This is a genomic window from Microcoleus sp. A006_D1, from assembly GCF_036702805.1.
Classification (GTDB): Bacteria; Cyanobacteriota; Cyanobacteriia; order Cyanobacteriales; family Microcoleaceae; genus Microcoleus.
The window spans coordinates 496,973-510,790 of record NZ_JAUBVZ010000002.1 but is presented as its reverse complement, the minus strand read 5'-3'; the positions used below and the strand labels follow the sequence as shown (position 1 = coordinate 510,790).

6 protein-coding genes are annotated in these 13,818 nt (G+C 43.1%); 2 read left to right on the top strand and 4 right to left on the bottom strand.

Annotation, left to right across the window (positions count from 1 at the left end):
• Positions 1 to 60 precede the first annotated feature (60 nt).
• Together QUB68_RS05025 and QUB68_RS05020 are read right to left on the bottom strand one after the other, a co-directional pair.
• Positions 61 to 5,535 carry an AAA family ATPase gene (locus QUB68_RS05025; protein WP_332989938.1) on the bottom strand — a complete coding sequence of 1,825 codons (5,475 nt, stop codon included), beginning with the start codon at positions 5,533 to 5,535 and terminating at the stop codon, positions 61 to 63.
• 353 nt (positions 5,536 to 5,888) lie between these two features.
• Positions 5,889 to 6,278: a hypothetical protein gene (locus QUB68_RS05020; protein WP_332989936.1), complete on the bottom strand. Its 390-nt coding sequence runs from the start codon at positions 6,276 to 6,278 to the stop codon at positions 5,889 to 5,891.
• 282 nt (positions 6,279 to 6,560) lie between these two features.
• Between QUB68_RS05020 and QUB68_RS05015 the strand changes: the two genes are divergently transcribed.
• Positions 6,561 to 6,920 carry a VOC family protein gene (locus tag QUB68_RS05015; protein ID WP_332989934.1) on the top strand — a complete coding sequence of 120 codons (360 nt, stop codon included), beginning with the start codon at positions 6,561 to 6,563 and terminating at the stop codon, positions 6,918 to 6,920.
• A 3-nt stretch (positions 6,921 to 6,923) separates the two neighbouring features.
• Positions 6,924 to 8,204, top strand: coding sequence for a recombinase family protein (locus QUB68_RS05010; RefSeq protein ID WP_332989932.1), 1,281 nt, complete (start codon positions 6,924 to 6,926; stop codon positions 8,202 to 8,204).
• Positions 8,205 to 8,451: 247 nt separating this feature from the next.
• Here the strand turns inward: QUB68_RS05010 and QUB68_RS05005 are convergent, their stop codons facing one another.
• Both QUB68_RS05005 and QUB68_RS05000 read right to left on the bottom strand, forming a co-directional pair.
• On the bottom strand, positions 8,452 to 9,597 hold the full coding sequence (locus tag QUB68_RS05005; RefSeq protein ID WP_332990171.1) for an adenylate/guanylate cyclase domain-containing protein: 1,146 nt from the start codon (positions 9,595 to 9,597) through the stop codon (positions 8,452 to 8,454).
• Positions 9,598 to 9,706: 109 nt separating this feature from the next.
• Positions 9,707 to 13,429, bottom strand: a complete 3,723-nt coding sequence (locus QUB68_RS05000; RefSeq protein ID WP_332990169.1) for a GAF domain-containing protein — start codon at positions 13,427 to 13,429, stop codon at positions 9,707 to 9,709.
• Positions 13,430 to 13,818 lie beyond the last annotated feature (389 nt).

Sequence of the window (13,818 nt, the reverse complement as noted above, 5' to 3'; positions counted from 1 at the left end):
CTGCTTAACTGCTTCGGCAAATTCACAAGCGATGTTAGAAACCGACTTAATCACGGTATATCATAAATTATGCACAATATTTCCCTGTTGCTTCAATACTAGCAAAGTAATGTCATCAAATACTTTTTGTTCTCCAATAAATTCTCGCAAATTATCGATCGCAGCTTGCTTGATTTGTTCGGCGCTCAAATGCCAGTTTTGAGAAACCACTGCACAGAGTCGTTCGAGGCCGTAGAATTGTTTGTGAATATTTCTAGCTTCGGGGATGCCGTCAGTGTAAAGCACCACCCCGTCCCCCGGCTCTAAGTCTACTAAAACATGACCGATCCAATCAGAAATATCCTCCTCTAAGCCGATGGGAAATCCTAAATCTATCATATCAATGCGTTCAATTTTACCACCTTTTCTAACCACAAGAGTTTCCTCATGTTGACCGCTAATACTAACTTTACAGTCTGCATAATTGAGGAGAGCTAGCGTCAGATTTTTGTCCGAGTTCATCCGCTGAATATTTTTATAAATAGTGCGGTTGAGGGTATCTAAAAAGCGCACAGGATCGAGTTCATTAACTTCCTTCAGAGTGCGAACAGCCGTTTGAGTCATCACCATCAAAATTCCACTTTCTAGTCCGTGTCCGGTGACATCACCAATGCAGAGCGTCACCACCCCGTCAGTATAAAGTACGTCGTAGTAATCGCCACCGACTTCATCGGCTGGCTCCATAAATCCAGCAATATCTAACTCTGTAATTGCTGCTAATTCCGCAGGTTTGGGCAGAATTAACTGCTGCATTTGTTTGAGGATATCGAGTTCGGCACTCATGCGAATATTTTCGGTTTTGAGGCGCTGGTTGAGGGCAGAAATTGCCTGATTAGCTCGATCAAGTTCGGCAGTACGTTCTTCTACTTTATCTTCAAGAGTTTGATATAGCAGAGCATTTTCGATGGAGATAGCAGCTTGGGAAGATAGGATTTTTAAGACTTCCAATCTGTCAGGAGTAAATGCACCTGTGGCGAGACTGTTTTCTAAGTACAGAATGCCGATCGCTTGACCTTGGTTGACAATTGGAGTACACAATACGGATTTAGGTTGGTGCTGAATAATGTAAGGATCGGCAGCAAAGATATTTTCTGTTGCAATATCGTTAATTACCAAGGTTTCTCTGGTACGCCAGACGTAGTTAATCGCAGTGATGGGGAGATGTTGACTTTGAGCAAGTGCAATATTTGGCAAATAGCATTGCTCGTCTATACATTTAGCAACAATCAATAATTCACCATCCCTTTCTAAGATCAGAGAGCCTTTTGATGCGCCTGCATTTTCGATCAATATTCGGATCAAAGTTGATAGTAATTCCTCGACGTTGATTTCTCCCGATATGGCTTGAGAAGCTTTAATTACTGTTCCTAAGTCGAGAAAATTGGAAATACTTTTGCTTGTGGAAGTAATGCCTAGCGCAATTGTTTGAGCAATTGTCTCTCCTGCATACAAAGTTGTTTCTTGTTCGAGAATGGGGGCGAGTAATTGGGAATATTTTTGTTCTAAATCATGAATTTTTGCCTGAGAACCCCAGCGAGCATAAGCGTAGTAAGCGTCCGTTAGATAGACGCGGGCAATTTTATCTTTACCTAATTCCAGATAGAATTTAGCTGCAAGTTCGCTGAAGAGTGCTTCTTCTTGGAGGTATTGGTTTAATGAGGCCGTAGCAATGGCGCGATCGTACAAATCGATGGCTTCGAGCCTGTCTCCCAATACTCGTGCTATTTCTGCTGCTACTAAGTCATACTTGTGCTGATAATTCATCGGTGCGTGGAATGCCCAGGTTTGCATTTTTTCCTGATTGGCTCTCACTTGGTTCAAGTATTGCGATCGCGCGATCGGCTCAGCATCGGGATACAGCGCCAGCAGGGCTAGGGAATGATAAAAGTTGTGCTGCGGCACCATCATCAGCGAACCGACACCAGCGACATATTGCTCTGCTAGCTGGGCATTTTCCACGGCACTTTCGATCTCGCCAAACAAATAATTGACAACCAATTTAGCAAAATACACTCCAAAAATGGAAGATACATTATTTGCTTCTAGCAAAACTGGCAGCAGTTCATCTTCATTAAAACTCTCGCCAACTAACCGACATTTGTCATCAGCTAATCCTTGTAAATTCAAGGTTAATTGTCGCCATATTTTTGTGTAATAAGTCTGATATTGTTGCTTAGAATTGACCATTATTTGAAGATACTGCTCGTATTTTTGGTCTACCGATGTTAAGTCTTCACCGCTAAAAAAGCTGTAGATGCAAAGATACATAGCAGAATAGCAAGCATACTCGATATCGCCAGTTTCCAAACCGCTTTGGACTGCTGACAGCAAAGACGGTATTGTCGATCGACTGGGTTCTTTCCAATGCCTCACGCAAGCATTGTAAACCATCAAAACTTTAGATTCAAATTCTTGGGCAGGGAATTTAGTTAATACTTGCAAAGATAGTTGACCGTATTGATAGCCTAGTTCAATTTCTCCGATTACTTCACAGATTAAGCTGCAACAAGCATAGGCATAACTAGCCGGTGCAGAGTTTCCGTATTTGCTGCAAATATGTGCCATTGTAAAGACAACGGCTGGGTAGAGTTCTGGACTGGCTAGATAAGCGGCAGATGCGATCGCACATAAAATCCTCAAAGCAGCAATTTTATAGGCATCATGAATTTCTGGCAGATTAGCTAATGCAGATATCTCCACTGTAGCGGGGAGTTCAGTTTCCAAAGCAACACCCAGCATTCCCAGAACTTGCAATCCAGTATCTACTGCCGATTTCATCTGATTTTGGGCAATATAAGACTGAATTTGCGCTTCGTAAACTCGGAATTGATCGAGGAGATTTTGCGATCGGGATAGAACTATTTGGGCTAGTTGATGTGATAAATCGAAATTAGTATTCAAATATTCGGCTTCAACCGCTTCTACATACAGATCGATAGTCAAGTCGTATAAATTTGTCCAGCTATCATCTGGTAGCAGATTTCTGCCGATAGTTAAGTAATCAACAGCAGCAGCATAAGCTGTGGAAGTTTTTGCTTTGCGCCCAGCAATTAAATTCAAGGAAGCTAGTTGATGTCTTTCCGTGCGATCGACAATTAATTGCAATCCCACATTCAAGTGATTGACAATATCAAATATCTGCTCTTCCCGTGGCGCTTCCCCGCCCTTGTGTAGCAACAATCTGCCAATTTTTAGGTGAGTTGACTGCTTTGCATCGTCGGGAATCAAAGAATAGGCAGCTTGTTGAACGCGATCGTGCAAAAACTTGTAACTTGGCAGTTGAGAATCGGCAACGGCTAATTGTCCAGACTCCCCATCATCTGCAAAAAATTTGTAAACTTCACTTTGCGGTAAAATTAGACCTTCTTGCAATGATTTCCACAAGTCAGTCGCGGTGTCTATTTGAGATTTTTCGCAGACAACTGCTAAGGTTTCCAAATCAAATTGACTGCCAATACAAGCAGCTAATTTTAAAACATCTTGAGTATTAATTGGCAATTTCTGCAATTGAGTCGCCATAAATTCGACGACATCATCGCTGACTGCCAATTCTCTAATTTTAGTAATATCGCACTGCCAGCCCCCCCTTTCTCCCCCTGGCAACGAGGAGGTAAAATCGAAATAGATTAACTTATCTTCGTGGAGCTTCTTGAGGAATTGATTGCTAAAAAAAGGATTTCCCTTAGTTTTTTGAAATATTAATTCTGTTAAGGAAAGAGATCGGTCGATCGCACAACTTAAAGCATCAGCAACCAGACGATTTAAGTCAAATTTTGAAAGTGGCGCGAGAGTAATTTGGTTAATTATAGGGGCTGAGCGATCGATACCGTGGTTTTGTAAAGAAGATGAACCCGCACCTAGATTGCGAATCTCTGATAAAGTCAGCATTAATGGATGAACGTTGGAAACTTCGTTATCTCGATAGGCGCCAATTAGCAGCAAATGTTGACCTTCTGATTCGCCGAGCAACAATTGCATTAATTTCAGAGATGCTGAATCTGCCCATTGCAAATCATCTAAGAAGATGACTAAGGGGTGATTTTTGGTAGCAAAGACACGAATGAACTTTTGAAATAACAGATTGAAGCGATTTTGTGCAGGAGTGGGTTCTAATTCAGAGACAGCAGGTTGCTTACCAATCAGCAGTTCTAATTCTGGGATAACATCAATAATTACCTGAGCATTATCGCCTAATGCGGACAAAATTTTGGCTTGCCACTGCTGAATTTGAGCAACACTTTCTGTGAGTAATTGCCGCAGGAAACTTTGCAGAGCTTGCACCCATGCCGAAAAGGGAATATCGCGCCTGAATTGGTCAAATTTCCCTTTGATAAAGTATCCCCGCTGCTGAACGATCGGCTTGTGAACTTCGTTAACGACAGCGGTTTTGCCAATCCCCGAAAAACCCGCTACCAGCATGATTTCGGTCGTAGCTGTACGGGGGATTTTATGAGGTTCTCGGCTGCTAGGAGAGGAAACCTCCAAATCTGCGGTCGGGGAAGTTTCATGGGGACAGGCGACGCGCCCGAAGGCTGCTAATAGGGTTAAAACTTCGCTTTCTCTGCCGTAAAGTTTTTCGGGAATCACAAAGCGTTCGGAAATGTCTCTGCTGCCTAATTCAAACAGTTGAATAGTGCCACGCTCTGAGTATTGTTTTAAGCATTCTTCTAAATCGTGTTTGATGCCAAAAGCAGTTTGATAGCGTGCTTCCGCTGTTTTAGCCATCAGTTTTAGCACAATGTCATTCAATACTTGGGGGATGGCGGGATTTTGGGCGATCGGGGGAATTGGCTGGCGAGCGATGTGACAGTGAACCAATTCCATCGGCTCCTGAGATTGGAATGGCAATTGTCCTGTCAACAGTTCATAAAAAGTTATTCCTAGGGAGTAAAAATCGGTGCGGTAGTCAATCCCGCGATTCATTCTTCCAGTTTGTTCGGGAGACATATAAGCTAATGTCCCTTCCAAGATATTGGGGTTTTTAATTTCTGGATTTTCTCTAGGCAAAAGCGAGGAAATACTAAAGTCTATGAGTTTGATTTCTTTGGTTTTAGGGTTGATTATAATATTTTGGGGTTTGATATCCTTGTGGATAATTCCGCTGTGATATAGCACGTCTAACGTCGAGCATATTTGAATAGCAATCTGCAAGAATTCGCCTAGGCTATTGGTGAATCTTCCCTGGACTCCAAAAGCATCATGGGTGATGTATTCAGCCAGAGAAATGCCCCCAAAATCTTCCATCACCAAGGCAAAACCGTTACGGTATGTTTCCAGACTTAAGTGTTTTACAATACCGGAATTTTCAATATTTTTAGCAATGGTGTACTGATTGCGAAACTCCACCAGTTCGCCGAAAGTCGGACACTCAGACTTGAGCAATTTGATGACGACTGGTTGATTGTCTGATTCAGAATAACCTCGATAAACCAAGGTTCTGACGCCGGAGTAGAGTTGTTCGCTCGTGCGGTAGCCGGGAATTGCGATCTGGTTCATATAGTAATTCTCAAATGAGTGATTTACCGATTTAGATTTGAGATTTTAGGTTTTAGATGGGGAAATTTGGCAATTTGTAATTAACTGGCGAAACACGAAAGTTTAGAACCGCTAGAGTTGCTAAATCCTAGTCAACTTTTCGTTAAAGCAATATCAAACAAGTTTATATTCATCAGTTATTAGTTTACTACTATTCCCAAGGTTTCGGGAAGATTTGACAAAAAGAATGATATGTCGATGGATAACCGCTCTCGACATCAATTTTGTTAAAAACCTGTGAAGCGCTTGCTTCCGGGGAGCGATCGCCTGTTCGAGTCACATCTGGTATGTCCAGCTTCCTGTTGGTTGAATTCCTACAAGTTTCTTGGTACATAGCTATTTTTTTTGGATAAATATAATAATACCGAGCTGTGTTGGGCTTGAGCGATGAAAGATAAATAGCGATCGGGACTATTTGCCCTCACTTTCAGATTGCCAACATTGTATCCTGCACACTCCAGGCGATCGATTGTTTGCGTCGAGAAATCTTGTGGGTTGAGTTCAAAAGTTCCGCCTTGTGCGATCGCGATCGTCTGCGTATTTTGCTTAACCGTGTTGCGACTATCGCCAGCAGCATCACAGGTAATTGCCCCTTTAGCAGAATTGTGAATGTAAATCTGACCTGCACTGGCAACTCCGGGAAACAGAGTTATTACTGCGATCGCAAAGCAGATTGACAGTAGTCGAAAGATATAGTGCGCCATTGATTATGAGGATTTTTTAACTATTATTAATGGAGTAGTAAACTCAATTCAGTAATTATTCTGTAAATTTTTAGATAACTATGTAACAGGAGACCGCCTGTTTTTGCCAAATCGCCAAAAAAATTAATATTTCTGGTTTACAGATAGGTTTTCCGAGTTGTATTAATAGCGACCGATCGTGTTATCATATCAAAAACTCAACAAACATCAACCAATCTGCGATCATCAGCGCTCATCTGCCTGCATCAGCGGTTAAAATAAAAATATAAATACCCAACAAAAATGCAAATTACTAAATGCCTTCACAGCGCCCTGCTCGTTTCCAACCTCGAAAAATCAGAACAATTTTACAGCAACGTATTAGGACTGCAAAAAATGGATCGAGACTTAAAATTTCCCGGAATCTGGTATCAAATCGGCAACTTCCAGATACACCTAATTTTAGCTGCAACAATTATACCAGATGCCGTAGACTATGACAAATTGGGTCGCAACCGACATCTAGCATTTGCTGTTGCTAACTTAGAGGCAGCCAAAGAGCAATTAATCGCTCACAATTGCCCGGTGCAAATGAGCGCGTCAGGTCGATCGGCATTATTTACCCAAGATCCCGACGGAAATATCATTGAACTCAGCGAGTAACAGATGAAAATCATCGCCTATTCATACAGCGAACCGCTGTTAGAACCTGCACCAGCGGCTGAAATTTGGGGCCAGGAGGTCGATCGCACATATCAAGACTTAGGAGGGCGACAGCAACTCCAGCAACTCCTAAAAGACTGCCAAACAGAACCAGTCAAATACCTGTTAATTCAGCGCCTTGAAGAACTCGGCGACACAGTACAGCAAGTGTGGGCCCACCTAGAACAACTGGAAAACCTCGGCATCCAACTAATTGTAACAGACGAAAAACAAACAGAAAACAGAGCAAACTTACTGCAAATCCTCGCAGAACTCCAACGCAGCCAACACAGCCGCAGCATTCGCAAAGGACACGCCCGCAACCGCATCAAATCCCTTCCCCCTCCCGGAAAAGCCCCCTACGGCTACCGGCGCGGCAAAGATAAATATGCGATCGACAAAACCGCCTCCCCCGCCGTCAAAGACTTTTTTGAACACTTCCTCATCTACGGTTCCCTGCGCGGTTCTGTGCGCCATTTAGCAAAGAAATACAACAAAAAAATCTCCGTCAGCACAGGCCGCCGCTGGCTGACAAATGCCGCCTACCGAGGTGATTTGGAATATCAAAACGGCCAAGTAATTTCTAACACCCACGTCCCGATTATTTCCAGAGAAGAAGCAGCCCAAGTAGACAGATTGCTGCGTCGCAACCGTGGCCTTGCTCCCCGCAGCGCCAGCGCCCCCCGTTCCCTCGCAGGATTAGCCATTTGCGCCGAGTGCAAATCGCCCATGACAGTTGCCAAAGTCACAGCCTACCGCAAAGAGAAAGAATACCTTTATTTGCGACCGATTAACTGTCTGTCACAGCCTAAATGCAGCGGGATTTCCTACGAAGAAGTGTTGCAATTAACCATAGCAGGAATTTGTCGCGATTTGCCCGATGCTGTCGCCGCGCTGCAAATGCCGGACATGAATGGAATTAAAGCAGGAATTGCCGGGGCTATCTGCTCGAAAAAACAAATCTTAGAGCAACTTCCCGCCCTGATTGAAAGCGGCATTTTAGACACAGAAACGGCAGAATTGAGAGCTTACAAAATCCGCACCGAAATTGCCGAACTCCAAAGCAAATTAGCGCAACTGCCACCAGTGAATTTGCGAGAAACAGCGCAAACTGTTTCTCTTCCCCAATTTTGGCTGGACTTGTCGGAATCGGAACGCAGGTTCTACTTTCGAGAGTTTATCGATCGCATTGAGATAGTCCGCGAAAATTCCCAGGTAAAACTGCAAATCATTTTCATTTTTTAATTACCCAAACCATTGATTTTATAGCATTTTTATTATTCCTTATTCCTTATTCCTTCTAACATCCGTTACATAATCCGTTGCCGAACCTCCTTATAACATCCGTTAAATCCGTTACATAATCCGTTGCCGAACTTCCTTCCAACATCCGTTAAATCCGTTACATAATCCGTTGCCGAACTTCCTTCCAACATCCGTTACATCCGTTACACAATCCGTTGCCGAACTTTCTTCCGCTCTAACTTACCAATTAGCTTGAACTAACTTTTTTAGCCTTTAGCCAATAGGTGATCATGTCTCCTTTACCTTTAACCGCGATCGCGCCTCTTTCCTCAAATACATACCGATCTTTTAACAGCTCGTAAATAGCAGCAGTAACTTGAATATACCCCGGCAATCCTTGACATTCCATCCGAGAAGCAACATTAACAGTATCTCCCCACAAATCGTAGGTGAATTTTTTGGTACCAATTACACCGGCAACCACCGGCCCGGTATGAATGCCAATCCGAATTTGAAAGGATTGATTCATGTCAGTTTGAAAATCTGCGATCGCATCCTGCATATCCAACGCCATATTCGCGATCGCCTCAGCATGATCTGCCCTCGGCACCGGCAACCCCCCCGCTACCATATAAGCATCTCCAATTGTTTTTATTTTCTCCAAACCGTGCTTTTCAGTTAGCTGATCAAACTTTGAAAAAATCTGGTTGAGAAAATTAACCAATTCTAGAGGTAAAATTCTGGCAGCAAGAGACGTAAAACCAACAATATCGGCAAACAAAACTGTTGCTGAATCAAACCTCTCGGCAGGAGAACCCTCGCCCTTTTTCAAATTTTCAACAATCGCTGCTGGTAAAATATTCAGCAATAAATGATCCGACTTTTTTTGAGCAAGCCGTAAAGCTAGCTCAACCCCCTGCCGCTCTTTAATTTCGTTTTGCAAACCTTCGACAAGTCCTTCTAATTGCTTCGTTTGCTCTTGAAGTAGCTTTTGCTGACTTTGAATTTTTAACTGACTTGCCACTCGTGCCAATACTTCTTTACCTTGAAAAGGTTTAGTAATATAGTCAACTGCTCCCACATCAAAGGCTTTCACCTTATCTAAAACATCATCTAACGCACTTAAAAAAATCACTGGAATAGAACGGGTTTTTGGTGAAGCTTTCAACTGTGCACACACCTCATATCCATTCATCTCTGGCATCATCACATCCAGCAGAATTAGAGTCGGCGGAAACTCCTGCACTGTAGCGATCGCCCTTTGCCCATTCAGGGCTTTACGAACCTGATACCCTTGTTCAGTTAAGATTATAGATAAAAGCCGCACGTTAGCTGGCGTATCATCAACTACGAGAATGCTGGCTTGAGTTCCAGGAGATTGATTGCTGTCCATGCGATCGCTCACGGTATTGTTTTAAGATAAAAGATATTAGACATCTCTAAAAAGCAGGTTTTGAACAGGCTATAAGAGCCTGTTCCACAATAATTATGCCAGAGGTCTATTAAGACTGACTCGCCGTAACTGCCGATTTCGCTAGCTCTATAATATCGTCAAATAGGAAATCCTGCGCTAAATTAGTTAAAATTTGTGCGAGGGTCGCAAATTCTCTAGGCATTTCCTCTATCAACTTAAAAATTTTATCGTCGCAACATTCATAAGCAGCATTATATATCTTCTCCACCCACTCAAGAGGCATTTGGCCGAGTTGTGATTCTACAGATTGATTGCTGAAAACTCCGCTAATTTCGCTTTCATTTTCGAGTTTTGTATCAACAGGTTCCTCGTAAACGTAGCGGATTCCTAAAAGTTCTTCCATTTTAGCAAATAATATCTTTGCCTCGAAGGGTTTACGCATGAAATCATCGCAGCCTGCTGCTAAAATGGTTTTGCGTTCCGCTTCAAAAGCGCTAGCAGTAAGCGCAACGATTACAGTTTGTTTTCCGAGAGGATGAGATTTAATTTGTCTGGTGGCTTCATAGCCATTCATCACCGGCATTTGCATATCCATCCAAATCAAGTGCGGCTGCCAATCCTCCCATATAGCAACAGCCTCTTGACCATTTCTAGCTTCTCGCACGAGGATGCCTAGTGGTGACAATAATCTATCTATGACTAGACAATTATCGGCGCGATCGTCAACCACTAACATCCGGCATTCTGGTTGATTCGGTTCTAACCCAATTACTTTTTTCTGTGGTTTAAGCATTTTAACATCGGTAGGAGCGGCAAGGCTGATTTGAATATCAAATGCAAACTTACTTCCCAACTCAGGTGTACTGCTGACAGTAATATCTCCTCCCATCATTTCTACAAATTTGCGGCTAATTGGTAAACCTAATCCAGTCCCCTGTTGAGATTTTTGACCTGTTTTTGTTTGCTCAAAGGGTTCAAATAACTTATTCATCTCTTCTGGGGCAATGCCAAGGCCAGTATCTTCTATTTCAAACTGAAGGTCTAAAAATACCGAGTTTTGTAACAATACCGGGCGAATAGAATTCGCGCCTACACAATCAAAGTCCGCCTGCGCGGACTGATTAGAACCCGCGCAGGCGGGTTTTGTTTGTATAGCTGCGGTTTCAACCGCCCAGCTTTCCGAACCCGCGCAGGCGGGTTTTGTTTGTATAGCTGCGGTTTCAACCGCCCAGCTTTCTTGTGTGTCAGAAAACTCTGCGGTTTCACCTCCCAAACTTTCTTCTACCTTCTTTTTAACTCGCAAAGTAACGCTACCAGTCTCTGTAAACTTGATCGCATTTCCTACAAGATTAATCAAAATTTGGCGCAATTTACCTTCATCTCCAGTAATAAAGTGTGGTACGCCGTCACCCACTTCCAAATTTAGCTGCAATTTCTTAGATTTAGCTTTTAATCGAAACATTTCTTTTAAGGTTTCCAGCAAGCGGATTAAATTGAAACTGCTTTGATTAAGCTGACTTCTGCCTGCTTCAATTTTAGACATTTCCAAAATGTCATTAATTAGGGACAGCAAATGTTCCCCAGCACGATTAATAATTTCTAGGTGTTGCTGGTGTTGATTGTTGAGAGATGAATCGCGCACCATCACCTGACTAAATCCCAGAATTGCATTCAAGGGAGTACGCAATTCGTGGCTCATAGAAGAAAGGAATTCACTTTTAGCGAGGTTAGCAGCATCAGCAACCACGACAGCTTTTTGCAGCGCTGCTTCTGCCAACTTGCGATCGGCAATTTCAGTTTTAGCTTGTTCAAACAGCGTACATTGCTGGATGGCAATTGCTAGCTGCACAGAAATTTGCTTGAGAGATTCTATCTCAGAAGAGTTCCATTGCTTTTGACTGCGGCAGTGATGAGCAATGAGTAGCCCCCATAATTTTTCACCTTGCAAAATGGGCACCACGACGTTAGCTTTAATTTGAAACTGGCTGAGTAAATTAATGTGGCACTCTGAAATACCAGCCGTATAAATATTATCGATCGCGCGAATGTGTCCCTGCTCATAAACAGAGACGTAGCCTTCCCGAAAACAAGGGTCATTAATATCAGTTCCCAAAATCGGCATCACACCCCTTGCTACCGATTCGACAGCTACAAATCCGCTCCAATCTGGGTTGAAACGGTAAATAACTGTCCTGTCAGTTGACAAAAACTGGCGCACTTCTTCCACAGCCATTGTCATAACTTCTTCTAGGTTAAGAGAAGAGCGAATTCGCTCTCGAATGGCATCTACAAGCCGCTCCCTTTTTAGTTGCTGCTGCAAAGCTGCTTCTGCCTGTTTGCGAGCAGTAATATCTACTGCATAACCAACACACTCCACAGGTATGCCAGCAGCATCTTTGACCAACTTAACTTCATCGTAAATCCAGCGATAACTACCGTCTTTGTGCCGTTCGCGGTATTCGTAGGAAATCCATTCTTTTTCCAATATCTGAGCGAATGCAGTATCTACAATTTCTCGATCTTCGGGGTGAATGAGGCTATGCCAATCCAAGGAACCCTCAAAAAATTCTTGCGCTTCGTAGCCAATCAGTGAAACAATGTTCTCGCTGACAAATGTTACGTCATGATTTCCCCCTAATTTGCAGCTAAAAATCACCGCCGGAGTTGTCGCCAGCAAATATTGCAAGCGTTCGGTGACAGAGCGCAAGTTTAACTCGGCTTGCTGGCGATCGCGAGCTTCCATTGCTAAAGCTGCGATCTGCGCCACATAGCTAGCGAAGCTTTGTTCGTCGAGCGTCCAATTCCTGGTCGTTCCCTGATGTTCTAAACAAATTACACCCGCCATTTGCCCTTTATGGGTAATAGGAACATCTAGCATCGACGAGATGTTTAAAGGCATCAAATAAGATTCGCTAAATTCTAGGGTGCGCGGATCGGTTTTGGCATCAACCGCTGCGAGTACCTGTTCTGTATTCAAAGCTTGGAAATAGCTAGGATAGTCAGCAACTTTCAGTTCTGCACCCCCGCTGTGTTGATTGGGTGTCAGTTCGTAAAGATCGGCACAGCACATTGCGGATTTATCTTTCTGATAAAACCAAATACTTGCGCGATCGACATTCAGAGTACGAGTTGCCATTTGCGTAATCTCTCTCAACGCCTCGCTGATATTTCCCTCGTAGATACTAGAATTTTTTGCTAATTCGAGCAAACCATTTTGTTGTTCTGTTAACCTAGTTTCTCGTTCGCGCAAAGCGGATTCAGCGGCTATTCTTTCTCTAATTTCTGCTTCTAAACAACCATTAATTTCTGTTAACTGTGCGGTGCGCTCTTGGACTTTAATTTCTAAATCATCATAAGCGTGGCGCAAGGCTAATTCAGCATCTTGGCGCACGGCTATCTCACGCTGCAACTTGATATTAATTACTTCTAATTCTTGAGGACTTTTTAATGATAAAAACTGGGGTAGTAGCGTTACCATCGATCCAGCCGTGTAGCAGGAAACGAGGGCAGTAATTCCTTTTTCAATCCCCGACAGCCAATAAGCGGAATGCCACAGCGTCCAAATGTCTAGCAAGTGACCTGTACCGCAAAGAACAATAAATGCACCGAATAAAGCAAAGATTCCTAAAAAAGGAACGTCGCGTCGCTTAAAAACAAAATAAATCAGCATCGCCGGAATTGAAAAGTAGGCGATCGCGATTAAAAAGTCGCCGGTTACGTGCAGCCACACCAAGGGCGTTTGCCACAGATAGCAGTGACCGTGCGGCATATACTGAGTTGGAGAAAAGATATTTTTGAGTAAATCCCACATAATATTTGCTATTGGCATATAATGAAATAAGAAGAATTAGGCTTTGGGACTTAAAACTTGCGATCGGTAGATGCAGCGATATGAAACTACTTTTAATTAAATTAACATCAATTAACTGAACTTTAGCAAAGTCAACTGTCACATTCTTAATTGTGGCTTCACGACCAACTGTGACACCTACATGACATTTTAGCGGGCGATCGAGAAAAACTGAGCGCGGCTCCCTTTCAAGTAGCAGCCCAGCGCCTATTTAAAATTGGGTTATAGCGCTCAGTTACCGGTGATATCAAGTCCGCTTGATTCGTTAACCTGTAGGGGCGGGTTCGCCAATAGCCAAAAAGGGTGCAAACAGGTTAAATAAACCCGCCCCCACCCACAGAAAAGCCCCT